The sequence below is a fragment of the Runella aurantiaca genome, assembly GCF_003339505.1.
GTDB lineage: Bacteria > Bacteroidota > Bacteroidia > Cytophagales > Spirosomataceae > Runella > Runella aurantiaca.
The window spans coordinates 50,905-75,032 of the sequence record NZ_QPIW01000008.1 but is presented as its reverse complement, the minus strand read 5'-3'; the positions used below and the strand labels follow the sequence as shown (position 1 = coordinate 75,032).

General features: G+C 45.8%; 20 protein-coding genes. 5 read left to right on the top strand and 15 right to left on the bottom strand.

Features of this window, described 5'->3' with window-relative positions; translation table 11 throughout:
• Nucleotides 1–108: 108 nt before the first annotated feature.
• Entirely contained in the window at nt 109–819 is a 711-nt protein-coding gene (locus tag DVG78_RS11890) for an esterase family protein (protein WP_114461297.1), read from the bottom strand.
• Between the two features lie 220 nt (nt 820–1,039).
• Between DVG78_RS11890 and DVG78_RS11885 the strand changes: the two genes are divergently transcribed.
• Together DVG78_RS11885 and DVG78_RS11880 are read left to right on the top strand one after the other, a co-directional pair.
• Nucleotides 1,040–1,759 carry a pyridoxine 5'-phosphate synthase gene (locus DVG78_RS11885; protein ID WP_114461296.1) on the top strand — a complete coding sequence of 240 codons (720 nt, stop codon included), beginning with the start codon at nt 1,040–1,042 and terminating at the stop codon, nt 1,757–1,759.
• A 33-nt stretch (nt 1,760–1,792) separates the two neighbouring features.
• Nucleotides 1,793–2,176, top strand: a complete 384-nt coding sequence (locus DVG78_RS11880; RefSeq protein ID WP_114461419.1) for a RidA family protein — start codon at nt 1,793–1,795, stop codon at nt 2,174–2,176.
• 78 nt (nt 2,177–2,254) lie between these two features.
• Here the strand turns inward: DVG78_RS11880 and DVG78_RS11875 are convergent, their stop codons facing one another.
• The gene (locus DVG78_RS11875) at nt 2,255–3,433 is read right to left on the bottom strand and encodes an acetyl-CoA C-acyltransferase (protein ID WP_114461295.1); all 1,179 of its coding nucleotides are present in this window, start codon (nt 3,431–3,433) and stop codon (nt 2,255–2,257) included.
• 262 nt (nt 3,434–3,695) lie between these two features.
• On the opposite strand from DVG78_RS11875, the gene porU2 reads away from it, so the two are divergent.
• The gene (gene porU2 / locus DVG78_RS11870; RefSeq protein WP_114461294.1) at nt 3,696–8,633 is read left to right on the top strand and encodes a putative type IX secretion system sortase PorU2; all 4,938 of its coding nucleotides are present in this window, start codon (nt 3,696–3,698) and stop codon (nt 8,631–8,633) included.
• Between the two features lie 28 nt (nt 8,634–8,661).
• Here the strand turns inward: porU2 and DVG78_RS11865 are convergent, their stop codons facing one another.
• The 3 genes from DVG78_RS11865 to DVG78_RS11855 form a co-directional block, all read right to left on the bottom strand.
• Nucleotides 8,662–9,699 (bottom strand): acyltransferase family protein, encoded by a 1,038-nt coding sequence (locus DVG78_RS11865; protein WP_114461293.1) that lies wholly within the window; start codon nt 9,697–9,699, stop codon nt 8,662–8,664.
• Complete coding sequence (locus DVG78_RS11860; RefSeq protein ID WP_114461292.1) at nt 9,696–11,438, bottom strand: T9SS type B sorting domain-containing protein; 1,743 nt, start codon at nt 11,436–11,438, stop codon at nt 9,696–9,698. Before DVG78_RS11860 ends, DVG78_RS11865 begins: the two co-directional genes overlap by 4 nt.
• Before the next feature lie 111 nt (nt 11,439–11,549).
• Nucleotides 11,550–12,281 (bottom strand): esterase family protein, encoded by a 732-nt coding sequence (locus tag DVG78_RS11855; RefSeq protein WP_114461291.1) that lies wholly within the window; start codon nt 12,279–12,281, stop codon nt 11,550–11,552.
• 128 nt (nt 12,282–12,409) lie between these two features.
• Here DVG78_RS11855 and DVG78_RS11850 point away from each other — a divergent pair, with 128 nt between their 5' ends.
• A complete protein-coding gene (locus DVG78_RS11850) occupies nt 12,410–13,789 on the top strand; it encodes a high affinity choline transporter 1 (protein ID WP_114461290.1) in 1,380 nt (459 codons plus the stop codon).
• Here the strand turns inward: DVG78_RS11850 and DVG78_RS11845 are convergent.
• The 6 genes from DVG78_RS11845 to DVG78_RS11820 form a co-directional block, all read right to left on the bottom strand.
• Nucleotides 13,771–14,196 (bottom strand): NUDIX domain-containing protein, encoded by a 426-nt coding sequence (locus DVG78_RS11845; protein ID WP_114461289.1) that lies wholly within the window; start codon nt 14,194–14,196, stop codon nt 13,771–13,773. The two genes, DVG78_RS11850 and DVG78_RS11845, sit on opposite strands and share 19 nt — an antisense overlap.
• 140 nt (nt 14,197–14,336) lie before the next feature.
• Nucleotides 14,337–15,095 (bottom strand): TPM domain-containing protein, encoded by a 759-nt coding sequence (locus DVG78_RS11840; protein ID WP_114461418.1) that lies wholly within the window; start codon nt 15,093–15,095, stop codon nt 14,337–14,339.
• A 72-nt stretch (nt 15,096–15,167) separates the two neighbouring features.
• Nucleotides 15,168–15,602: a TPM domain-containing protein gene (locus DVG78_RS11835; protein WP_114461288.1), complete on the bottom strand. Its 435-nt coding sequence runs from the start codon at nt 15,600–15,602 to the stop codon at nt 15,168–15,170.
• Nucleotides 15,603–15,675: 73 nt separating this feature from the next.
• Nucleotides 15,676–16,257 (bottom strand): LemA family protein, encoded by a 582-nt coding sequence (locus tag DVG78_RS11830; protein WP_114069078.1) that lies wholly within the window; start codon nt 16,255–16,257, stop codon nt 15,676–15,678.
• A 211-nt stretch (nt 16,258–16,468) separates the two neighbouring features.
• Entirely contained in the window at nt 16,469–17,998 is a 1,530-nt protein-coding gene (locus tag DVG78_RS11825) for a GH3 auxin-responsive promoter family protein (RefSeq protein ID WP_199563238.1), read from the bottom strand.
• Between the two features lie 89 nt (nt 17,999–18,087).
• The gene (locus tag DVG78_RS11820; protein WP_114461417.1) at nt 18,088–18,933 is read right to left on the bottom strand and encodes a glycerophosphodiester phosphodiesterase family protein; all 846 of its coding nucleotides are present in this window, start codon (nt 18,931–18,933) and stop codon (nt 18,088–18,090) included.
• 413 nt (nt 18,934–19,346) lie between these two features.
• Between DVG78_RS11820 and DVG78_RS11815 the strand changes: the two genes are divergently transcribed.
• On the top strand, nt 19,347–20,501 hold the full coding sequence (locus DVG78_RS11815; protein ID WP_114461286.1) for a 2-isopropylmalate synthase: 1,155 nt from the start codon (nt 19,347–19,349) through the stop codon (nt 20,499–20,501).
• 115 nt (nt 20,502–20,616) lie between these two features.
• Here DVG78_RS11815 and DVG78_RS11810 read toward each other — a convergent pair whose 3' ends face one another.
• The 4 genes from DVG78_RS11810 to DVG78_RS11795 all read right to left on the bottom strand — a co-directional run bounded on the left by DVG78_RS11810 (nt 20,617) and on the right by DVG78_RS11795 (nt 24,126).
• A complete protein-coding gene (locus tag DVG78_RS11810; RefSeq protein WP_114461285.1) occupies nt 20,617–22,260 on the bottom strand; it encodes a GMC family oxidoreductase in 1,644 nt (547 codons plus the stop codon).
• Between the two features lie 129 nt (nt 22,261–22,389).
• On the bottom strand, nt 22,390–23,061 hold the full coding sequence (locus DVG78_RS11805) for a hypothetical protein (RefSeq protein ID WP_114461284.1): 672 nt from the start codon (nt 23,059–23,061) through the stop codon (nt 22,390–22,392).
• 28 nt (nt 23,062–23,089) lie between these two features.
• On the bottom strand, nt 23,090–23,746 hold the full coding sequence (locus tag DVG78_RS11800) for a hypothetical protein (protein ID WP_114461283.1): 657 nt from the start codon (nt 23,744–23,746) through the stop codon (nt 23,090–23,092).
• A gap of 17 nt (nt 23,747–23,763) precedes the next feature.
• Nucleotides 23,764–24,126 (bottom strand): GntR family transcriptional regulator, encoded by a 363-nt coding sequence (locus DVG78_RS11795; RefSeq protein WP_114461282.1) that lies wholly within the window; start codon nt 24,124–24,126, stop codon nt 23,764–23,766.
• Between the last annotated feature and the right edge of the window lie 2 nt (nt 24,127–24,128).

Sequence of the window (24,128 nt, the reverse complement as noted above, 5' to 3'; positions counted from 1 at the left end):
CAAGGATTTCATATGCATATTGTATACTTAACTTTTGTAAAAAACAACTAAAACTCTTTCATGTTTCTTTGTACATAGACCCATTTTCACCGTTACTAGTCTCCCTATTTACAGCCCCATTTGAGACACGTATTCGGGAAACATCCTGTTCCAAAGTGGCCAATCGTGTTTGTCCCAGCCTCGAATATCCAACCAGTGCGGAATCCCTTTGTTTTTCAGCAGATTAGACATCTGGATGTTGGCATCAAGGCAAATATCCCATTCTGAAGTACCCAGCACAATTTTCATGTGATTGAATTTCCATGCTTCTTCGTTGTGGATAAAATCGACAGGATTATTGAAGTAAACGGTATCATCGTGGTGGCCGTCCACAAAACTGCGGATGTCAAAAGCTCCGCTCATGCTAATCATATAAGCCACTTTATCGGGGTGTTTGAAAGCAAAATTGAGCGCATGATAGCCCCCAAAGCTGCATCCTGCTACCGCGATTTTGTCCACGTTGGCTTCACGACGAATGGAAGGCACTAGCTCGTCGTTCAGAAAACGGTCATAGACGGCATGATTATGCGCCCGTACCGCTGGCGGTAAATGCTTGGCGTACCAACTATCTTCGTCGATTCCGTCGATTAGGTACAGTTTTATTTTCCCTGCGTCAACAAACCCTCGTACCGAATCAGTTAGCCCAAACTCCTTGTTTTGGTAGTACCTGCCCATCGACGTCGGGAACAGGAGAATGGGATACCCCCAATGCCCTATCACGAGCATTTCAATATCCCGGCCCAACGTGGGCGAATACCATTTTTGATAGGTTTCTTTCAAGATTGATAAAGTGTTTAACGTGGTAATAATTTGTCGAAATATAGACAAAAAGTGAGAATAACAAGATTCTGTCCCAAAAATTGTGTAAAAGACTATTTCCGAATACTTTTGAAACCATTATGATGCGTTGAAAGTTAGAATAACGGGCGTAAGCATACTTTAAAATACGACTTTATTCCCTCATTTCAACGCCCAACGGCACTAAACTATTCGATCAAAAATGACTCGCCTCAGCGTAAATATCAACAAAATAGCCACTCTGCGCAACTCACGCGGAGGCAACAATCCCAACGTTGTCAAAACCGCCCTCGATTGCGAAGCATTTGGTGCCCAAGGCATTACAGTACACCCACGTCCCGACGAACGCCACATTCGTTATCAAGACGTACTGGATTTGAAACAAGTGGTAACGACCGAGTTCAACATTGAAGGGAATCCTACCGAGCTTAAATTTATAGAACTCGTACTCGCCACTCGCCCCGCCCAAGTAACGCTCGTCCCTGACGCGCTAGGGGCCATTACCTCCAACGCAGGTTGGGACACCATCACGCACCGCGACCGCCTTACTGACTTGGTACAGATTTTTAAAGGTGCTGGCATTCGGGTTTCTGTGTTTGTAGACCCTATTGAGGTAATGGTAGAAGGTGCCAAAATTTGCGGCGCTGACCGCGTAGAACTATACACCGAGCCATACGCCACGGAGTACCCAGAAAATAGCGAAAAAGCCGTATTTCCTTACGTAAAAGCCGCCAAAGTAGCACAGGAAGTGGGACTGGGATTGAATGCAGGCCACGATTTGAGCCTCGAAAATTTACGTTATTTAAAAGAACAAATTCCGCATTTGGACGAAGTCTCCATCGGCCACGCGCTCATCTGCGACGCCCTTTATTATGGGCTAGAAAATACCATTCAGATGTATTTGCGTGAATTGGACGTCTAACATCTATTGTCTTTCATTTCAAACCCAAAAGTCATGTCCAAAAAAATAATCTTTACCAACGCTGCTCCCGCGCCGATTGGCCCTTATTCTCAGGCTGTAATGGTTGGAGACACGCTGTATGTTTCTGGTCAAATCCCCATTGACCCTGCCACGGGCGCATTGGTCAACGGAACGATTGAAGACGAAGCTCGTCAGGTAATGCTCAACATCAAAGCGATTTTGAATGAAGCGGGACTCGACTTCCCAAATGTCGTTAAGACGGGTATTTTTTTGAAGGATATGAACAACTTCGCTAAAGTCAACGAAGTATACGGGCAGTTTTTTACGGACCAATACCCCGCCCGTGAAACCGTCGAAGTGGCACGTTTACCAAAAGACGTCAACGTAGAAATCTCCGTGATTGCGGTAAAGGACTAATAAATCACAAGGTTAGCCTTGGAAAGTTTTAGGCCGAGAAATTAATAATCCCTCTAAAACTTTCCAAGGCTGAACACATTAATTCAGGAATTCATATATTCCTGCTACGCCTTGCCCACCGCCCACGCAGGCCGTGACCATGCCGTATTTTTGATTGCGGAGGCGCATTTCATTGAACAACTGCACCGACAACCGCGCACCCGTTGAACCCAACGCGTGCCCCAACGCAATGGCGCCGCCATTTGGATTTAACTTGGTTGGGTCAATGCCCAACTCCCGAATGACCGCCAATGATTGTGCCGCAAAGGCTTCGTTTAATTCAATTTGATCAATATCTGCCAACTGCAATCCAGCCTGTTTGAGCGCAATAGGAATCGCCGCTACCGGCCCAATGCCCATAATACGCGGCTCCACGCCTGCCGATGCGTACGACATCATACGGGCCACTGGTTTGAGATTCAGTTCATTGACCATCTTTTCTGACATCACGACCACAAAAGCCGCTCCGTCGGAGGTTTGGGACGAATTCCCTGCCGTAACGCTTCCCCCCGCCGCAAAAACGGGCTTCAAGCGAGCCAGTGCTTCCAAGGTAGTATCTGCACGAGGCCCTTCATCTTGGGTGACCACGTATTCTTTATTTTTCTTTTTGCCGGTGTTGGCGTCAAAATAAGTCTCTTTGACGGTAATTGGCACAATCTGACTATCAAATTTGCCTGTGGCCTGCGCGGCAAGTGCTTTTTGGTGCGATGCCAACGCAAAAGCATCTTGATCCTCTCGACTGATTTTAAATTGATTGGCCACCTGCTCCGCCGTCAGTCCCATGCCAATGTAGTAATCGGCGTGTTCTTTGGCGATTTCGTAGTTAAGCGCCATTTTCCAACCCGTTGTAGGCACCATCGACATAGACTCTACCCCACCCGCCACGATACAATCGGCAAAACCAGCGTGAATTTTAGCCGCCGCAAGGGCGATGGCTTCTACTCCAGAGCCACAATAACGGTTGATGGTAAAACCTGGCACGCTTTTGGGCAAGGCCAATAACGAAATATACCGGGCAATCTGCATTCCCTGCTCCGCTTCTGGCACGGCATTGCCCACGATGAGGTCGTCCACGCGGGCTGGGTCCAATGCTGGCAATTGTGCCATCATGTGTTTGATTACTTCGGCTCCGAGGTCATCGGGGCGTGTAAAACGGAAAGTACCTTTGGGGGCTTTGCCCACCGCCGAGCGGTATCCGGCTACAATATATGCGTTCATGGTTTAAGGTTGTTTCTCAATTTGGAATTATTCACTACAAAACAAACATTTTTTTTGCAAAAAATACTCTGCAAGCATAACAAATTATTTTTATGGCTTAGCTAGACTTCTCCAGAGTCAGAATATGTATCTTCACTCCTGTCCTCTTTACCTTTCGTTAACATCTCCAAAATCCACCTCTTCTCTTTCAGGATTTTTACTATTTCCGGAGTAAATTGCATCCGTTTCTACCGGCAGAGGTAAATCCGTAACATACAATCAGATGCGAGTTAGGTTAGCGGCTGTTATCAGCGTATTCTTTTTCACCCATTTCGTTTTATCCACCCACGCCCAAACCACCTACGGCAACGAATGGATCAATTATCAGCAAACATATTTTAAGATTCCGATTGCGCAAAAAGGGGTTTATAAAATTTCAACGGCCGAATTACGCCAAGCGGGATTCCCCGTAGGAACGACAAACCCAGCAGCACTCCAATTGTTTTTCCGGGGTGAAGAGCAGGCCATTTTGGTACAGGGAGAGGCCGATGGAAAATGGGATGAAACTGATTATGTGGAGTTTTACGGAGAAACAAACGACGGAACCCAAGACTCGTTGCTGTACATTCCGCACAGTGCCCAACCCCACAAAATCTACAATCTGTACACCGACACCACGGCTTATTTTATTACTTGGCGTTTGGATGAGCAACCTGGAAAGCGTATGGCTTCGTACCAGGAACAAAATACCTCTAGCCTGACGCCAGAGGCATTTCACCGCGAAGATTTGTTGATTTCTAACATTGCAAGCTACAACTACGTAGGTATGTCGGAAGGGCTGATGTATCCGTTGGGGACATCGCAGGGCGCTCAACATTCCTATTATGATTTTGGCGAAGGCTGGTCAGGGCCTGAACTTTACAGAAACGCGGTCGTATCCAAACGAATTCAACTAGAAAATCCCGTTCGTACCAGTTTTAAACCCCAGCTCGAACTTCATTTGATGGGGCGCGACCATCGCCTGCATTTTGTGGAAATTAAGGTGGGGAGCAGCCCCGTAGCCAATCGGTTGGTGGATACCGTCCGGTTCAACCACCAAAATGCACTCTTGGTGCAAAGAGAAATTGCGTTTTCGGATGTATCGCTCGACAGTAACCGAATTTCTATTTCCACCACTTCACGCGGGACTTTCCCTGAGCAAGCAGAAGATGTATACAGCATCACGTATTATCGCTTACGCTATCCACAACGCTTTGATTTACAGAATAAAACCCAGAAATATTTTTACCTTAACCCAAGTACCGTTGGCAAATCTTATCTTGAAATCCCCAACACTGCCAACGACGTTCGGTTGTTTGACATTACGGATAAAAAGAACATCGCTCGCATCGGCACCACACTTGAAAATGCTACCCTAAAGGCCGTTGTTCGCGGGACAAACACCGCCAAAACGCTTTTTGCCACGCGCACGGTTCTCACCGTACCAAGTATTCAACGCGTTGGTTTTCGGAACATAGACGCTACCAAAGCCAATTATCTCATCGTCACGCATCGCAATCTGGCAAGTGCGGCCAAGCAATTTGGCGGCTATCGGGCCTCCACCGCGGGCGGGCGTTATGACACCCTGACCGTGGATATGGATTTCTTAGTGAATCAATTCAACTACGGCGAATTCAGCCCGTTGGCTATCCGCCGATTTGTCCAGTTCATGACCGACAAAGGCAGCCCTCACTTTTTATTCATTATTGGCCGCACCGAACAGGTCGATTTTAACCGAACACGATCTACCCGCCACCAAACAGATATGGTGCCGACTTTTGGGTGGCCGGGTTCCGATAATCTTTTTTCGCACGGACTCAAGGGGCACCCCCAACTACTTGCCGCAGTTCCCACGGGACGACTTTGGACTGACAGCCCACAAACCGTACTGAATTATCTGGAAAAAGTACGGGAACATGAAGCTACGCCCATGAACGCTCTTTGGCGTAAAAATGTACTTCACCTCAGCGGCGGCACTTCGTTGTTTGAGCAAGGGCAATTTTTGCAAATCATGAATGGCTTTAAGCAAAAAGCGCAACGCCAATACTTGGGGGCCCGCGTCACGACCATCACCAAAAAAACAGACGAAGCGGTTGAGTACGTCGGTATTGCCAATGAAGTCAACGAAGGGGCAGGCATCATTACACTTTTCGGCCATTCTAGCCTATCGGTAACCGATATCAACATTGGCCATGTATCGGATGATGTATTAGGTTTCAGGAACAAAGGCCGCTATCCTCTGGTCTATGCCAACGGCTGTGTATTGGGTAATTTCACCTTCGGTTCCAATACTTTTCCCATTGATTGGGTAGGTACCAAAGACCGGGGCGCCATTCTATTTCTGGCCCATTCCAACTATGCATTTGTGCATTCACTCCGTGACTTTGCCAGCACTTTTTACGAAATCCTTCTCGGCGACAGCACCAATCTGAGTCGTCCGTTTGGGGAAGTTCAGCAACAAATCATGCGCAAAACATTAGCCAAACTCCCCAATGACCCCATTTATCAGGCAGATGCGCAACAAATGACCTTGCAAGGCGACCCCGCCGTAGTATTGTTTCCAACAACACTACCTGATTATGCCGTAATAAGTCAGGGAATCAGCGTTAAAAGTAAAAATGGCACGGCAATAGGGCCTTTGAGCGATTCATTGGAAGTACGGGTGGTGGTTTCAAATTTGGGACTTTACCGCAACGAAAAGCTCCCCGTGCGCCTCACCCGTACCGCACGCGACGGAGCCGTGCAAATATTTGAAGCCACTTTTCCCTCCGTAGCCTATCAGGACACCTTGCTGTTTTTCATCCCGACAGACCGTAACCAAAATGGACTCAATCGTTTTGAAGTGACGTTGGACCCTACCAATACACTTGTCGAAATGAACAAGCCGAATAATACGGCAGCCGTCGAAATCGCCCTGCCCGTGGCGGGCGCGTACCCACTGATGCCCGCAGAATATGCCATTGTTTCTTCGACAGAAAACGGAATACCGACGGTACAGTTGTTGGCACAACACATCGACAATACCAACCGAAATTATACCATTGAACTTGATACCACCGCTCGTTTTGATAGCCCTTTTAAACGCTCACAAAATGTCACGGCAACCCTCCTGCCTAGTTGGAAAGTGACGTTACTTACCCGCGACAGCCTCACTTATTTTTGGCGCATCCGCTACGCCGACCGCCCCGCTGGAACCAACAACGTATGGAGTGAAAGTTCTTTCACTTATATCCAAAACGCAGGCGAAGGCTGGACCCAACGACAGGCAGCGCAATTTACCAAAGCCACCCCACTCGACATCAACCTTTCCCTGACCACACAACCCACTTGGAACTACGCTCCTATTGCAGTGCCCATAAAGGCGGTGGTGGCAGGGAGTTCGGTAGGTGCGTTTAATCAAGGGCATCAGGTGAATCAGTTGACTATCAGCAATATTTTATTTGTGGCCCAAAGTAATTGTAGCACATTTCAAGGAGCTAATGCCGAAGCAAACATTGTCGTAACAGCCCTGCACCGCGACAATCTTCAGGCGTATTCGGTCATGCCAACCCGAAATTGCGGCAACCCGCCTTACGTTATGAACACGCTTCGTCAGCCCGAAATCATTAATAATCAACTGTTCAGCAAATGGATAGATGCCGTTCCCAACGGTGATTGGATTGTTTTTATGTCCGTCGGTGCTGTACAATTTGATAAATGGCCTGCCACCGAAATTGCTAAATTGAAAGCCTTGGGTGTCAACGAAACTATTTTGCGTAGCCCCAATCTGCTCATCTTTCAAAAGGGAGCCAACAAACCCGTTCTGGAATTGGCCACCGATCCCAACGAAATAGCGCCAAGCATTAAGACACTGACCTTGGATGCCTTTACGTTAAAAAGCACCAAATCAACGGGACAAATCACGTCCTCGCTCATTGGTCCAGCCAGTAGTTGGGCCTCACTTACCAACCAACAATCCATTCTCAATACCCAACAATCAACCCTAACGGTGCTGGGTGTGGATTTGAACGGAAAAGAAACACCTTTACTTGTCAATCAATCGGCCAATAAGTCATTGGACTTAACAACCATCGACGCTCACCGTTATCCTTTCCTACGGTTAAGGTTGCGTTTAACAAATCCCGACGTTGGCATTACTACTCCTGCCCAACTTCGCCATTGGCTCGTCACGTATACGCCCGTGGCGGAAGGAAGCGCTACTTCTAATCTTAGCGGTGTAATTGAGCGACAAGAAGGAGAAATATTGACGGTGAATGTAGCTTTCAAAAACGTCTCCAACGTGGCTTTTCAAGATTCCGTGGTGGTACAGCAAACGATTTTCGGCCCCAGCGGAACACCGCAAATCACCGAAAAAAAACTGGCTAAACTCGCCCCTAATCAAGAAACCTCTTTTACGTTATCGCTCCCGACCTTGGGCCGTGGCGGTGATAACCGTTTACTGGTCAATTTTAACCCGCGCCGGCAGCCGGAACAAAGTTATGCCAACAACGTCGTTAATCTTCCTTACACTGTAATTGCAGACCGATTGGCGCCTGTACTCGATGTGGCCTTCGACGACCAGCGCATCAAGGACGGAGAAGTGGTGTCGGCCAACCCTGTAATTATGGTACAGCTCAAAGACGAAAATAGGTTTTTGTTTAAGCGCGACACGGTCGGCATTGATTTGTTTCTCCAGCGCCCGGGTCAAAGTACGTTTCAGCGCATCAGTTTTACAAATCCCTCCCTCAAATTCACCCCTGCCGACAACCAAAATGTGGTACGTATCGAATACCGCCCCGGCTCACTTCCCGACGGGTTGTATACGTTGCAAGTACAGGGCGCTGATGCGACCAACAACCGTACGGGACTGTATCAAATTACGTTTAGGGTCATCAATGAACAACGGATTATAAGTGTTGAGGCCAACCCCAACCCTTTTCAAGATTTTCTACGTTTTGCATTTACGATTTCAGGAAAAGAAGCTCCTACCGAAGCCAGCATTGTCGTTGCTGATATATCGGGCCGCATTGTCAAAGAAGTAAGTCTTACGCCCCGTGTGGGAGTCAACGAATGGATTTGGAACACCACCACAGGATTGGCGATGGGCACTTATGTTTACCGAGTTACGGTCAAAAAAGACGGTCAAGAACTTACTTTGGGCGAAGGCGTGAAAACGTCGGGTAAGTTGGTGTTGGTGCGGTAATGCTTTTATTCAGGCAAAGGCGCAAAGTTTAGCGTCTCAGCACCTTTGCCTGAATAATCAAGGAGTACAGAGGCCTTTCTACCCATCGGTACAGTCCATACGCCACAATCCACAACAAAATGAACAGCACCAAGGCGTTATTGGAAACATAGCGTTGTAGGACTACTGCGACCGGCCCGAGATGAATCAAATAAAATGCGTAGGAAGATTTGCCCAAAGTCTGAGCCAATGAATGGGATAATACGCGGTTAATGAAAGTTTTTTCGGTAGAAATCCCCGCTAATCCAAAGCCAATAGCAACCGGTAGCAAGAGATTATACAGAAGCCATTCGGTATAAATAACCGAGAATTGCCCATAGTAAACCGCTAAAACGTAACCGATTATCACCCCAATTGCTCCCCCAACTGCCACGATGGTTTTGAACCGAAAGGCCAGTGGGTTCTGATTTTTTCGTAGCCACAGCGCCGCATAAATCCCAACGCCAAATTCAAAGAAACGACCAAAAATCGTATAGAAACTCCCAAACAATAGGTGATTTTTGTATAACACAAACAACCCCAAAATAAAGGAAGAATACAACAAAGCCAACACCCACCACCGACGCCTAGCCACTAGAGAAATCCACCACGGCGCAAGGAGGTAAAAACATAGTTCAACCGTCAACGACCAACTTTGGGGAATACCGCTAAAAATCAACGATGGCATCAGCCCTTTGAAGAGTAAAAAATTAGAAAATAGCGCAAAAAAAGAAGCCGTTTCATTTCCTTTTGTAAACCACTGAATCCCATAAAGCCCCGTCAACAACAGCCAATATAAAGGCATAATTCGCGCAAAGCGCAGCAGATAAAAGCGTTTTCGTTCGGCAGTATAACTTAACTTGTCGGCGTAATTCCACGTAATTAGAAAACCACTTAGCACAAAAAATACCGTCACGCCCACGTAGCCTTCACGCGCCAACTGATATAAAAAAGAGGATTCAGGAAACGGATTATAGTGATGAATATAAACCAACAAAGCCGCAAAAGCGCGTAACCCCATCAGAGAAGGAAGGTGAGAAGAGGTCATCGCACCAACAAAACTGAGCCTGTATAGTGGCTGGTTTCACCGTTTATGAAGGCAACGGCGATTTTATAAACGTAAACTCCCCCTTCCGCAATTTCACCCAAATAACGTCCATCCCACCCCTGCTTGGGGTCGGCGAAGGTAAAATTTTCATTTCGAAAAACGATTTCGCCCCAACGGTTATAAATCGCCATTTCTTTTATTTGTTTAACACAGGAGTTACCGTACACGTAAAAAACGTCGTTTTGTTGGTCATTGTTAGGAGAAAAAATATCAGGAATGTAAATATTACAGGGCAACACAAATACATTGACTTTTTCGGATTGCTGACACGCCTGACTTGCATTCTTGACCGCCACCGTATATTGAGTAGATTTCAAAGGATGTACCCATGTAGCGGGGCAACTAGCACACGCCAGCCCCAACGGTGGACTCCATTGGACACTGAATGCGCCTGCCGGCTCTACCTGTACTTCCAGCCGTGTACTATCTCCTTGGGTAATAGACTGATTTCCTACAATTTGAAATTGCATTTCTTCAACATTCAAGCGGGTAGTCACCATGCTGTCGCAGCCCGAAGGCCGCGCCACCGCCGTCAGATACGTACCCGGTTTTGTGTATACAGAATCCCCTACTTTTAGGCTTTGCCCAAGACAAATGGTCACGGTTTGGGTATGATTAGCCGCAGGAATCACCGTCAGATTCAGCCGCACAGTACTGTCACATACATTGGTCCGTAGAATTTTTTTTACGTGAAGGCCAGTCGTTCTAAAGCTTTCACCATCTACCTTGACTTCTTCACCCTCACAAATCGTTCGGGAGATGGTGGTATCGGCTTGGTAGTATTTTATCTTGTAATCCAGTTGCAATTGGCAGCTTTCGTCGAGTTTATCCAACGGGGAAATTTTGACGGTATACACTTCTCCCAAATTGGCTTTTACCCGCGCATTCGCCGTCTTTTCGCCATTACTCCAGAGATAGCTCCCAAATCCATCGGGTGCATTCAACGTCATGTATCCCTGTGCATCAGGGCAAAGCGTGTTTACTTTTACCTCTGATTTTACACATTGAGCATCAAAATAGGCATATCCAAAATGCTCCCTACCTGTGCAGCCGTGGGCGGTTACTTCAATCTTAATGATTCGCCCTATATAATTGCGCAAATCAATGGCCCCCGTTGTCCAGTTTTTATATTCAATGTCGCCTTGGGTTTTGAATCCTTCGCTTGTACCTGCGTTTTGCAACTGAACCCCAAAAGAATTACAAGACAGAGGCTCTCCGTTACTGTCAGTGATATTAATGTCGAATCCTGATTTTTGGGCGTCAACGTGTCGATTATCATTTTGCAGCACAAGGGCAAACTGATATTGAAAAAGTGTATTTTCGGGGGTGACGAGAAACGACGTTTTGATGCGGTCAAACGAGCCGCCACCCATAGAATAGTTGGTGCCGATACGGATGGAATGCGTGCTTCCCGGGGCCACCATCGGAATTTTTTCGTTGGTAATCTTAGGGTCAAATCCGTCGCTGATGCTCGTAACGTAGTGTCTTGCACTTATCGAACCCGTCATTTCGTTTTGGTAAGCAAGTTTTGCGTTAGCAATTCGTACAACGCCGTTGGTCAATTCCCACCCCAAAGTAGTCCCTGATTCAAAACCGATGTTGCCACAGTCCACTTGCTGCCCCAGCACCCGGGCTTTGATAAAAACCAAAAGACCAATCAATACCAATGCCCTTTTCATTAGATGCTATAGAGTTTATCAGAGTAGAATAAATTACGCACGATGAAATCGGGATGTTGCATTTATTTTAAGGAACGCAGCGATTGAGTGTTTTCACTCCCTAAAGTTAGCTCAAAATCTTGTCTCTAAATAGTATGGCAGCATTTTTTGCCACGAAGGCCAATCGTGCGGAATATCCTGTCCCCACACATCCAATTCATGATTGATGCCTTTTGAATGAAGAATGTCTGATAAATAACGCGACGAATCTGGATCCTCATAACTCCCCGAGCCCGTTACGATATGAATGTGCCCGTCAGAGCGGTATTTTGACAAATACGCCTCGTCTTTGAGATTGCGTAAATAATGCACGGGTGAATTAAAATACACATTGTCGTCGTAATGCCCTTTGGTATAGGCGGTCAGGTCATAACAACCACTCATCGCAATCACCCCATTGAGGAGGTCGGGCCGACGAAAATAAAGATTGGCCGAATGAAGAGCTCCAAAAGATGCCCCCGCCGCAATAATCGGAGTATCAGGCCCAACTTTACTTTTGATGTGCGGAATTACTTCGTCGTAAATGTATTCATTGAACTGCTGGTGACGAATACCTTTATCACGGCCATTCATGTGCGGGTTCATCCAGCTTTCGGTATTGATGCTATTGACCGAAAACACCTTCACTTTTCCTTCATTGATGGATTTGCTGATGCTGTCGATGAGCCGACAGCGCTCGTATTCAAGGTAATCTGATGCTGCCGTAGGAATCATCAAAAGAGCAAACCCATAATGCCCATACGTGGCAATTTCCATGTGTTTATTAAGTGCTGGACTGTGCCAACCGTCTAATTCGCGATGCATATTGATTTTTTGATTAATTGAAGAACTAATTACGAGAAAGGGTTTATCAAAAAGCGTAATCTACAAATGAACTTTGCCAAAGTTCGTAAAACCCTTTATTTTTGGCAACTTCCAAACCCATTCTTTACATGCTCGTTTTTGCTATTTGTCTTTATCTCTCCCTCAATATAGCAGTAGGCGTATGGGCTTCTCGCCGTATTCATACCACCGAAGACTTTGTACTTGCAGGCCGTAAGCTCCCCTTAGTGATGGCAACGATGGTCACATTTGCCACGTGGTTTGGTTCCGAAACCATGATGGGTGCTCCTTCTGAGTTTTTGGAAGGAGGTTTTCTGGCTGTTATGGAAGAGCCGTTTGGGGCGGCTTTGTGTTTGGTGCTGGTCGGGGTTTTCTTTGCCCGAACATTTTATCGCTGGAACATCATCACCTTTTGCGATTTCTTTCTGGTGCGTTTTGGGCGCACTTCCGAGATTGTATCGGCCGTTATGATTATTCCTTCTTATTTTGGTTGGATTGCCGCCCAGTTTGTGGCAATGGGCATCGTAGGTCAGGTGATTTTTGGTTTGCCTTTGAGCACTGGTATTTGGGTGGGAGCACTCTTGGTCATGGTTTATACCTTCATGGGCGGAATGTGGTCGGTATCAATCACGGATTTTTTACACAACATCATTCTCATTTTAGGGCTTATTATTTTGGCCGTTATATTATTTACCAAAACGGGGGGAATTGCGCCCGTAACGAGCCAACAACCAGCCGATTTTTTTCGGTTTACACCCAAACAAGTAACATTTCAAAGCTACGCCGAATATTTGGCCGCTTGGATTACCATCGGCCTTGGCTCTATTCCGCAGCAAGATATTTTTCAACGCGTGATGGCCTCTAAAGATGCCGATACGGCCGTAAAATCCTCAATATTGGCGGGATGTATGTACCTGACGGTAGCCTTGTTACCGCTATTTATTGCCTTGGCGGCCAAAACCTTATATCCTGAATTGATGCAGGAAAATACCGCCTTGATTATTCCTAATATGGTACTAAAACACACTCCGCTTTGGATACAGATTTTATTCTTCGGGGCGTTGATTTCAGCCTTGTTGAGCACAAGCAGCGGGGCCATTCTAGCCCCAGCGGCGGTATTGGGAGAAAATATTGTTAAACCCTATTTCCCCAAACTTAACGACCGGCAGCTCCTAACCACGATGCGAATCGGCGTAGTTTTGGTGACACTTGCCTGTATTTGGATGGCCCAATCAAGGCAGGATATTTTCGAATTGGTGAGTGAATCCTCCGCTTTCAGCTTGGTTTCGCTCTTTGTACCGCTAACGTTTGGATTGCACTGGAAACGAGCCAGCGCCGCTGGAAGTTTGGCCTCGATGATTCTGGGATTGAGCGTTTGGATTGTGTGTGAGTTTGTGTGGCACACTACTTTTCCTGCCCTGCTCTACGGAGCATCGGCCAGTTTGGTCGGGATGATTGCAGGTTCTTACGCTTATCCGAAAAAAGACTGATCTATTTTTCCAACGTACCCACCCGTCATGGAAGCGATGGAAGAACCAACATTAGGATAAAGATTAAGCTGCGCCAAAGCAGCAACGGGTTGCCACACCACTTCAAGGGCCGTTGTTTGGGCAGGATTAAGAGTGGGAATTCCTCCTACGATTTGCGCCTGAAAAATACAATGAAGCACATCTTCTTTGGCGGGTGATAGCAACACTTCTCCAGCCATGAGCATTTCTCCGATTTCGGTTTCAATGCCAAGCTCTTCACTCAGCTCTCTTTCAACGGCTTGCGTTAAAGTTTCGCCTGGGTCGGGATTTCCGCCTGGTAACGCAAAAACATCGTTGCCACTGTAATTGTAGCGCAATAATAAAACGTGGTTGTTCTCAATAATCAAAGCAGAAGGACGTACTTTCATATAGTTTGGCACCGAAAAAGAAAAAAGGAAGTTAAGAAAAACAGCTTTGGGGCGGTAAAATTAATTTTTACACGACTGGTCAATTTTACTGTTTTTCTAAATATGTATCAAATTTCGCGCCTATTTTTCCATTCAACGGATTAATAATCTCCGCCAGCACCACCGCCGCCGAAATCACCGCCGCCAAATCCGCCAAAGCTGCTACCGCCGCCACTGCTACCACCACCCCAATTTCCTGAGGAGCTTCCCCAGCCTGAGTAAGTAGTATACGGAATCCAGCCGCCGCCACGGTTACCCATTCCACCACCACCGCGATTGGAACGAGAGAAGATAATGATGATAATGACAAAAACAATAATCAAGAAGATAATCACCCCCAACGGAAATCCATCTTCGCCGTCAGAGGGGTCGGCTTTGAACTCACCAGTAGCGTATTTAATAATTTCGTCGGTGCCACGGTCGAGGCCGCGATAGTACATTTCAGCCTTAAATTCAGGCGTAATTACTTCCCGAATGATTCGTTTGGCAATCACGTCTGGAATAGCCCCTTCCATGCCACGCCCCGTAGCAATAAAAATCTTGCGGTCCTGCGTAGCCCATAGCAACACCAAGCCGTTATCTTTATCTTTTTGTCCTACCCCCCAACGGCGGCCCAATTCAAAGGCATAATCGCCAGCGGGATAATCGCCCGTAGTTTTCACCACCACCACCGTAATTTGGGTAGAAGTTGAGTCATTATAAGTCCGAAGTTTTTGTTCAAGGGTATTAAGCTCGGTCCCGTTGAGCATACCGACATAATCATTGACCAATCGCTTTGGAGACATGGGTTCAGGAATATCCTGTGCCCAAAGTCCGACGGCTAAAAACGAAAAATATAGAATAAAAAGGAGTTGACGCATTGGGGTAATTAACGTTAGGGAGCTAAGGGTTAGGGATTTAATCATTTCTTAATTCAAGAAATGCCCTGAAGTTTATCCAAAAGAAATATCATCTGAAAGCTCATTGGTGTCGTTATCCTGGCGGGGAAAGTACTTTTTAAGCTGTTGTCCCGCTTGTTCTATTCCCGTACTGAGCCCTTCCGAAAAAGCCTCTTTTACAAAATGGGCACGCATTTGGTCACGGATAGCATCCCAAAATCCCGCAGGAACGCGTTCGTCGATTTCTTTGTCTCCCAATACGGCAAATTTGCGATCACCAAAAGCTAGATAGAATAAAACCCCGTTTTTCAACGCCGTTTGGTGCATTCCCAATTGCGCAAAAACCTGCTTAGCCCGTTCCATCACGTCGGTTTCGGGACAAGTTTGCTCAATATGAACACGCACTTCTCCCGAAGTTGCCATTTCAGCATTACGGATAGCCGCGACAATTCGCTCTTGGTCAGTTTTGGAAAAAGGGAGGTTTTGCATGATTAAGTATTGAGTAAATAGTAATGAGTATTAAGTAGAAAAAATATACTTAATACTCATTACTGCCTACCAGTTAGAATTTTACCGTTGGGGCTGTTTGCGAGGACTGAGATGCCTCAAAATAGCCTTTTTGCTGGAATCCAAACATGCCCGCAAACAGCGCAGCGGGGAAAGTACGCACCGATTGGTTGTATTCTTTCACTACATCATTAAAATCATTACGGGCGATGCTGATGCGGTTTTCTGTGCCTTCCAACTGCGCCTGCAAATCCAAAAAGTTTTGATTTGCTTTCAGGTTAGGATAATTTTCTGAAACGGCCAAAAGGCGCGACAGCGTTCCACTCAATTGGTCTTGTGCAGCCTGAAATTTCTGAATATTTTCGGGCGTAAGCTGATCAGCAGTCAAGTTGATGGAAGTAGCCTTTGAGCGGGCTTCCATCACGGCCGAAAGGGTGCTTTTTTCAAAATCTGCGGCTCCTTTTACGGTATTGACCAAGTTAGGAATCAAATCAGCACGACGTTGATATTGCGTCTGAACTTTAGCCCAGGCGCTGTTGACGGTTTCATCCTTACCCACGAGGCCATTGTAGGTACTACAACCGTATGCACCAAAAAGAAGAATAACAACGACGACAATTATTGTGGTTTTTGACATGGTAATGTTTACATTTTAGTTAACGGATGCAAAGTTTGTCCAAATCTAAGCGTTTTGTTGAAACATTTACATAAGCGGTTATTTTTCGTTTCAGCTATGCCTTTTTTTGTTTCTGTACTGGGCGGCAAACGCCCCCCTACCCCTTATTTTAATTTTACATTTTTCGGTATCTCGCGGTTTTACATTTTTCGGTTGAAATGCGGCCCCGCCCCTACGGGGTTTCATAAATCATTTCCAGAATCCCTTCGAGATATTCGCGGGAATTGCTCAGGCGCGGCACTTTGTTTTGCCCCCCTAATTTACCGCGTTTTCCCATCCATTGATAGAACGTCCCCGACGGTACACTGTGAACCAAAGGTGTCAATAACGCCAAATCCATGTAGCGTTTGGCATCATAATCTGAATTTGATTCACGAAGACGAGAATCCAGCAATGCACAAAAACCCTCCCAGTCGGAAGGCATCCGACTGAATTCGATAATCCACTCATGACGCCCTTTCGTTCCGTCGTTCATATACACAGGTCCAGCGGTGTAATCATTGATGACCGCTCCTGTTTGCTCACAAGCGTACGTGATGGCCGAATCCGCATTTTCGATGATGAGTTCCTCCCCAAAGGCATTGATAAAATGCTTGGTACGACCGCTTATTTTGATTCTGAACGGGCTTTTAGAGGTAAATTTAATGGTGTCTCCAATCTGATACCGCCATAATCCGCTGTTGGTAGAGATAATCAAAGCGTAATTTTTATCCAATTCTACCTCTTCGAGTGTCAAAGCACGCGGATGCGGTTTGTCCCATTCTTCTACGGGTACAAATTCATAAAAAATCCCGTAATCAAGCATCAGCAGCATTTCGCCCGGGTGGGCCAAATCATCTTGAAGCGCAAAAAAACCTTCCGACGCGTTGTAGGTTTCCATATACGTCACCTTGTCGCTCGGGAAATATTTCTTCATAAACAACTCCCGATACGGCTGAAAGGCCACTGCTCCGTGGATAAAAACCTCAAAATTGGGCCAAACCTCCAACATGTTTTTTGCGCCCCGCTCTTCCATAATCCGATCCAGCAACACAATCGTCCAAGTAGGAACGCCCAATATACTGGTTACGTTTTCTTGCGCACAGAGGTCGGCCATTTTTACCAGTTTTTCCTCCCATTTATCCATCAATGCCACTTCAATAGGCGGTGTGCGCAGGTACTCGGCCCAAGTGGGCAAATTGCGCATAATCACTGCCGACACATCTCCCACCATACCGCCATCTTCGTGGAACGGATTTGCGTGTAAGCTCCCCCCAATAGAAAGCCCTTTTCCTTCAAATACGAGGGAATTAGGGCGATTTTGGGCATACAATGTCATCACATCTTTGCCTCCTCGGTAGTGGCAGTCTTCCAGCGATTCTGGCGTAATTGGCAGATATTTACTCCGTGAATTGGTCGTGCCCGATGATTTGGAAAACCACTCTACATCCGACGGCCAAAGCACGTTCTGTTCGCCGCGCAACACCCGCTCGATGGACGGATAAAAATCCTCATACGTCGAAATCGGGACCCGTTCTTGGTACTGTTTGATATTTTGAATACTATCATAACGGTATTTAATCCCCCAGTCTGTATAACGCGCGGCTTCAATGAGTTCATGAAAAACCTGATGTTGGACTTCAATAGGATGTGCTTTGAAATGCTCGATGCGTTCGGCACGGCGTTTCATAAAAAAAAGGAGTATATCGTTCAGAAGTGGCACGTAACAATCTGATTTGTTGTGTCAAACATAAAGAAAAGAACTGAATGAATCACTTTTTCAGCAACTCATCCCAAAATATATCCCGTTTGTCAGTGTGGAATCCGGTCAGGATAATCCGTAATAATTCCATCCACGCCCATGGCTTTTATCCGCTTCATTTCTTCGGTTGTATTCACGGTCCAGGGAATTACTTTCATACCAAGCGCATGAAGTTGCTGTACTTTTTCCTTGCTTAATAATTGAAAATAAGGACTGTATACATCGGGCGTAAAGCCCAGATCCTCCAAATTCTTTTCAATTCCCCTCAAATTGCTCACCAAAGCGGCCAATGTTACTTTTTGATAAACTCCGGCATCAATTTGTTTCTTCCAATGCTTCAATACATTGAAATCAAAACTTTGCAAAATCACTCGGTCAGCGGGCAACAATTTAATAATTTCGTGGTACACTAAATCCGAAAAAACGGCTGGTTGAGGCTGCGATTTATCGTATTCTTTTTCTTCACTTTTGATTTCAATATTATACCAAAACAGCGGCAGGTTATTTTTGATTCGGTAGGTTTCAACGGCCTCGATCATCTCGCGTAGGAGTGGCTTGTACACTTTCAGCTTCGTTTGTTGCGGAAAATTCGGGTTACCGTTGCTTCCCACATCGTACCGCTTTATTTCATCATAGCTCAACTCGTACAGATTTATTTTCTCCCCTTTCGGGACGGGCTTTCCGTAGGGATCAATAGAAAAATCGGGGTGAAAGTACGGGTCATGCGAGACCACTACTTGGCGGTCTTTGGAAACAACAACATCTAACTCAAGCGTATTCACCTTTAAATCAAGGGCTTTCAAAAACGCAGGGATGGTATTTTCGGGCATCAGCCCCCGACTACCACGGTGGCCTTGCCAATTAAAATCAGCTGTTTGGGCAAAAGAAGTTTGCATACATAACACAAAATAAAGGATTCCCAAAAAATGACTTTTCATCTGATTTTTTTCATGTGCTCTGCAAAGCTAATTATTTATCATAAATCTATCGAAAAGTAAAACAGCACTTTTGGGTATTTTTTTCCATAAATCAAGTGGAGATTTTTTCAAAAACTTTTTGGATGAAAAAATTATTCCGCTACTTTTGTAGAAGAAATACGCGTTCAGCGAAAATTCGCAACACAAAATGATCATAAAATATACTATTTCACTCAACCGACTTCCACTCACCAAAACGGTGTGAGAAGGGGGTATTTTGTGAAATACAAACCCTTTCTCGGAGGAGAAAGGGTTTTTTATGAAATTACATTAATTTTGGCGAAGTTTAACCCAAAAAGTACAACTCAATAATCAATCCCTCTTTACTAACAATGAGCCAGAGAGTTCAAATTTTCGACACTACATTGCGCGACGGCGAGCAAGTGCCGGGCTGCCAATTGACCACCGATGAAAAGATTGTTGTCGCCAAGGAACTCGAAAAGCTGGGTGTTGACGTAATCGAAGCGGGTTTTCCGATTTCGAGCCCCGGTGATTTTCGCTCAGTCGTAGAAATTTCAAAGGCCGTTCGCGGACCCGTTATTTGTGCCCTATCCCGCGCCGTAAAAGGTGATATTGATGCCGCTGGGGAAGCGCTCGCCTACGCAAAGTACAAACGTATCCACACCGGACTCGGCTCGTCGGATATTCACATTCAACATAAATTTAACAGTACCCGCGAAAAAATCGTAGAGCAGGCAATTGCCGCCGTAAAGCACGCCAAGAGCTACGTAGAAGACGTAGAATTCTACTGCGAAGATGCAGGCCGCGCCGATTTGGCGTTTTTGGCTCATCTGGTAGAATCGGTCATCAAAGCAGGTGCTACGGTAGTCAATATTCCTGATACAACGGGGTATTGTTTGCCTCACCAGTACGGTGAGCGCATCAAATATATTTTTGAGCACGCGTCCAACGCCCATCAGGCAACCATCTCTATTCACTGCCACAATGACCTTGGTCTAGCCACCGCCAACACCCTCGCAGGTGTGATGAACGGGGCCCGTCAGGTGGAAGTAACCATGAACGGTATCGGGGAACGCGCCGGCAACACTTCACTCGAAGAAGTAGTTATGGCGCTTAAAGTGCACAAGGAATTGGGCTACGAAACGGGCATCAACACCCAATTGCTGTACCCTACCAGCCAAATGGTATCCAAAATGATGCGGATGCCCGTGCAGGCAAACAAAGCGATTGTAGGACGTAATGCGTTTGCGCACTCGTCGGGTATTCACCAAGATGGTTTTCTGAAACATACGCTCAACTACGAAATCATGAGTCCCACCGACGTCGGTGTCGACAAATCAATGATTGTGTTGACCGCTCGCAGCGGCCGTCATGCCCTCAAGCACCGTTTGGAATTGTTGGGCTTTGTCTTTGAAAAACCCGTATTGGACGAGCTGTACAAGCGTTTCCTTGACGTGGCAGACATCAAAAAAGAAGTAAACGATAAAGATTTGGTTGAATTGGCCCGCGAAGCAGTCGTCGCATAGCCTTCATTCTCAACCGAAAGCTATAAAATATCAAACAGAAAAACCGCAAAAGAACTTTGCGGTTTTTCTGTTTTTAGGAGTATTGCAAACAACGAGTTGGCGAAAGTCTCAATCATTAATCCCTCAATTCACCAATAATTGTTCGTCCTTTTACCGCATTTGTTCCCAAAATCATATCGGCGGCTTTTTCCCCAATCATGATGCAAGTCGCGTTGGTATTTCCCGCAATGATGCGTGGCATAATAGACGCATCAGCCACGCGAAGCCCTTCAATTCCTTTGACCCGCAACTGAGGGTCTACCACAGCCATTTCGTCCGACCCCATTTTGCAAGTTCCTACGGGATGGTATACTGTTTCCAAAACGGTTTTGATGTGTAATATCAATTCATCATCTGAACTACGATAAAGCGGCAGAATGATTTCTTTCCGACACCCCGCAAAGGCCGTGGCTTCCATAATTTCCAACGCTTTTTTGGTTCCTTTTAACAGCGTATGCAAGTCTTCTTCAGCGGTCAAAAACCGTGGATCAATGAGCGGTGCATCAAGGGGATTGGCCGAACGAAGCCCTACGTATCCTATACTTTTGGGTTTTAGGAGTGTTGGCAACACCGTATAGCCGCTTACGTGCGGAAAAGTATCAGGGTTGTAAAAATCAGCTTTTCCGTCGTTTCCAAAGTGGACGGGGGCAAAATGAAGTTGTAAGTCGACAGGGTCCGTGCCATCATTGATTTTCATAAATGCAGCCGCTTCAAGTGGACTGATGGTCAACGGCCCTTTTTTAAACAACAAATAGTTGATTAAACCTTTGATTTGGTTTAGGGGCTTGAGGGCATCGTTGGCAGTCGGCACGGTCGAAAGCGCACTCACGCCCGTAAACAAATGATCCTGAAGGTTTTTGCCCACGCCTGGCAGGTTCTTTTTCACTTCAATCCCGTGGCGCATCAAGGCTTCGCTTTCGCCTATCCCAGAAAGCATCAACAGTTGCGGCGATTGAAAAGCCCCCGCCGAGAGAATAACCTCTTTATCGGCATAGGCTTTTTCGGTCGTGTTTTTGGCAGTCAAAAATTCAACCCCTACTGCGCGGTCGTTTTCAATCAAAATCCGCAGGGTATGCGCTTGCGTAATGATTTTGAGGTTAGGGCGGTGCAAAATGGGCCGCAGAAACGCCACTGCCGTACTACATCGTTTTTGCTCTTTGATGGTAAACTGAAGCAACCCCGCCCCTGTTTGTTCGGCCCCGTTGCAATCATGATTTTCGGGAATACCTTTTTCAACACAAGCTTTCACAAACGCATCGGCTACGGGCGTACGAAACACCTGCGCGTAGGTCACATTGAGTGGGCCACCTTTGCCATGATATTGATTATCAATTTGGTCGTTATGTTCTGATTTTTTAAAATAAGGCAACACCGAGTCATAGTCCCACCCTTGATTCCCTAAGGCAGCCCATTCGTCATAATCAGCGCGGTTGCCGCGCACGTAGGCCATGGCATTGGTAGAACTGCTTCCTCCCAGCGTTTTGCCCCTTGGAAGGTACATCTTACGGTTCAACACCTGCGGCTGGGGTTCCGTCTCAAAGCCCCAATCCACGTTCGTACGGTTCAGCTTAGAGTAAGCGGCTGGAATATGGATTTCCATTTTTTTGTCGGGCCCGCCCGCTTCCAGCAACAATACGTGATTGTCGGGGTCTTCGGAAAGGCGATTGGCCAGCACGCATCCCGCCGAGCCCGCACCGATGATGATGTAATCGAAGGTCATTTCCGTCAAAGGGTTTAGTTTGAAGGAAATGTACTAATTTTTCAGCAAATTATATAGTAATCACGCAAAGGCGCTAAGGGGAAAAGGCCGTACAGGTTAGTTCTTTGCGCCCCTGCGCCTTTGCGTAAATCAAAAGGCGTTGGACGGCAGAGAATGCAAGGCTCTTAGCACTTTTCCAGAAAGAGACAAGGATGCTTTATCGGAAATGTAGATTGGGACAATCTTGGTTATTTTGGCATTATTGTCCCGTAAAACAGCGCTGTCGTTCAGTTTCATTTCAAGTAAATCTACCGTAGCATCAGCGTTGAAAATCAGCGTAGATTTATCCTTTACTTCGGCATTGATTTTTCTAAAACTGCTTTGTTCTATCAAAAGTTGACTGTTTTTTTCAATGCGCGTGTTTAACTCTTCCTCAGTATTGGCAATAATATTTGCGTTGGCATTCAAAAGAATAAGGTTTGGTATATCGTGAAAGTAGGTTTCAAAATAGTTTCGCTCATGGTATTTCCCGTCTTTTGAAGAAATAAAAAGTGTATCCCCTTGGGCCTTAAAAGTAACCCCTTCAGGCCGAACATCCTGTTTGAACCCTTGCTGATTTTTAGCGAGATACAACGTAAAACGAACCCCTTTAGCAATGACAACTTTGATGTTTTCAAGAGGAAAATCGTTGATGGGAAACACCTGATTTTTGACAAATAAAAGGTGTTCTTCGTAGCCTTTTTTGAATCCTAAGTTGACCAGTACCTGCACAGCCAATGTGCCAGAGCAGAAAATTGCAAACAGAATATTAGATAATTTCATTATAAAATAGGTGAAGTAAAATCAATTTTTATTTCCGCAATTTATAGGGTCTTGCGTTAAAGCTGACATGCGTTTTATCGCCAATTTCGCCGTAGTTGACATTGCTAATCTGGGATTCTTCTTCAAAAAGTTTTGCTTCATCTTTCAACGTTAGGTCCAGATTCTTGATTGTTGATCTAGCTTTAATCATAATGCTAGATTTATTTCGTGCTTCTGCTTTAAGCTGCTGTATGTTGCATCCTTCCATAAAAAGAAAGCTTAGCGATCGAATCATTATATCTAACGTATCAGCAGTAACAGACTTCATTACTACAGAACTGTTTCGGCAAATAATATTGGGAGTTTTTACAAAATACAAGTCAAACGACACATTCATCGTCCGTTTCAGATTGGTAATATAGAGTGTGTCATTCTGCGCTCTGAATTCAATAAGCTTCATATCATCCTCGTCGCTGTACCGTACTTTGTATCCCTGCTGCGTTGGGTGGTTTTGGAGCGTAAATTCAACTCTGTCTGTCACAATTGTTGTAAAAAAATTGTTGGCAAAATTACCTCCAAAGGGCTGAATACGAGATTGATTCAGCAATTCAAGTTTATACGCTTCACCATACCCAAAGACAAGCAATACCTGTAAAAGAATCGTAACGACGAGGGCAGTGATGAGAATTCCGTTGGAAAGTTTCATGTTTTCAGCGTTTTAGATTACTGTGCCAAAAGAGCTTCGTATCTTTTTTCGAGTTCGTCAAAATCCATTCTGAGCAAGCGCATCTGCTTGAAAAAAATCGGCAATTCGTTTTGAATAAAAGTCTCTCGTCGCCAATCCAAATAGTTCTGTTCGGCGGCTGGCGTGACGAAGTAACCAAGTCCACGCTTCGTATAAATCACTTCACGGGTTTGTAGAAAATCATAGGTACGCTGAACAGTATTGGGGTTTACCTCCAACTGCACCGCCAACTCCCTGATTGAAGGCACTTTATCATCAGGCTTCCAGTTTTGCACCAGTATTTGCTCACCTATGTACTCGGCGATTTGCAAATAGATGGCAGTTTGATTATGAAAATTCATGA

Excerpts from the sequence above, each read along its gene's own strand:
- DVG78_RS11880 (WP_114461419.1), top strand. The coding sequence starts at position 1,793 with ATGTCCAAAAAAATAATCTTTACCAACGCTGCTCCCGCGCCGATTGGC.
- DVG78_RS11810 (WP_114461285.1), bottom strand. The coding sequence starts at position 22,260 with ATGACCTTCGATTACATCATCATCGGTGCGGGCTCGGCGGGATGCGTG.
- DVG78_RS11845 (WP_114461289.1), bottom strand. The coding sequence starts at position 14,196 with ATGAAAGTACGTCCTTCTGCTTTGATTATTGAGAACAACCACGTTTTA.
- DVG78_RS11875 (WP_114461295.1), bottom strand. The coding sequence starts at position 3,433 with ATGAACGCATATATTGTAGCCGGATACCGCTCGGCGGTGGGCAAAGCC.
- DVG78_RS11850 (WP_114461290.1), top strand. The coding sequence starts at position 12,410 with ATGCTCGTTTTTGCTATTTGTCTTTATCTCTCCCTCAATATAGCAGTA.
- DVG78_RS11835 (WP_114461288.1), bottom strand. The coding sequence starts at position 15,602 with ATGCAAAACCTCCCTTTTTCCAAAACTGACCAAGAGCGAATTGTCGCG.
- porU2 (WP_114461294.1), top strand. The coding sequence starts at position 3,696 with ATGCGAGTTAGGTTAGCGGCTGTTATCAGCGTATTCTTTTTCACCCAT.
- DVG78_RS11840 (WP_114461418.1), bottom strand. The coding sequence starts at position 15,095 with ATGCGTCAACTCCTTTTTATTCTATATTTTTCGTTTTTAGCCGTCGGA.
- DVG78_RS11815 (WP_114461286.1), top strand. The coding sequence starts at position 19,347 with ATGAGCCAGAGAGTTCAAATTTTCGACACTACATTGCGCGACGGCGAG.
- DVG78_RS11855 (WP_114461291.1), bottom strand. The coding sequence starts at position 12,281 with ATGCATCGCGAATTAGACGGTTGGCACAGTCCAGCACTTAATAAACAC.
- DVG78_RS11885 (WP_114461296.1), top strand. The coding sequence starts at position 1,040 with ATGACTCGCCTCAGCGTAAATATCAACAAAATAGCCACTCTGCGCAAC.
- DVG78_RS11860 (WP_114461292.1), bottom strand. The coding sequence starts at position 11,438 with ATGAAAAGGGCATTGGTATTGATTGGTCTTTTGGTTTTTATCAAAGCC.
- DVG78_RS11865 (WP_114461293.1), bottom strand. The coding sequence starts at position 9,699 with ATGACCTCTTCTCACCTTCCTTCTCTGATGGGGTTACGCGCTTTTGCG.
- DVG78_RS11800 (WP_114461283.1), bottom strand. The coding sequence starts at position 23,746 with ATGAAACTTTCCAACGGAATTCTCATCACTGCCCTCGTCGTTACGATT.
- DVG78_RS11820 (WP_114461417.1), bottom strand. The coding sequence starts at position 18,933 with ATGCAAACTTCTTTTGCCCAAACAGCTGATTTTAATTGGCAAGGCCAC.
- DVG78_RS11795 (WP_114461282.1), bottom strand. The coding sequence starts at position 24,126 with ATGAATTTTCATAATCAAACTGCCATCTATTTGCAAATCGCCGAGTAC.
- DVG78_RS11830 (WP_114069078.1), bottom strand. The coding sequence starts at position 16,257 with ATGTCAAAAACCACAATAATTGTCGTCGTTGTTATTCTTCTTTTTGGT.
- DVG78_RS11805 (WP_114461284.1), bottom strand. The coding sequence starts at position 23,061 with ATGAAATTATCTAATATTCTGTTTGCAATTTTCTGCTCTGGCACATTG.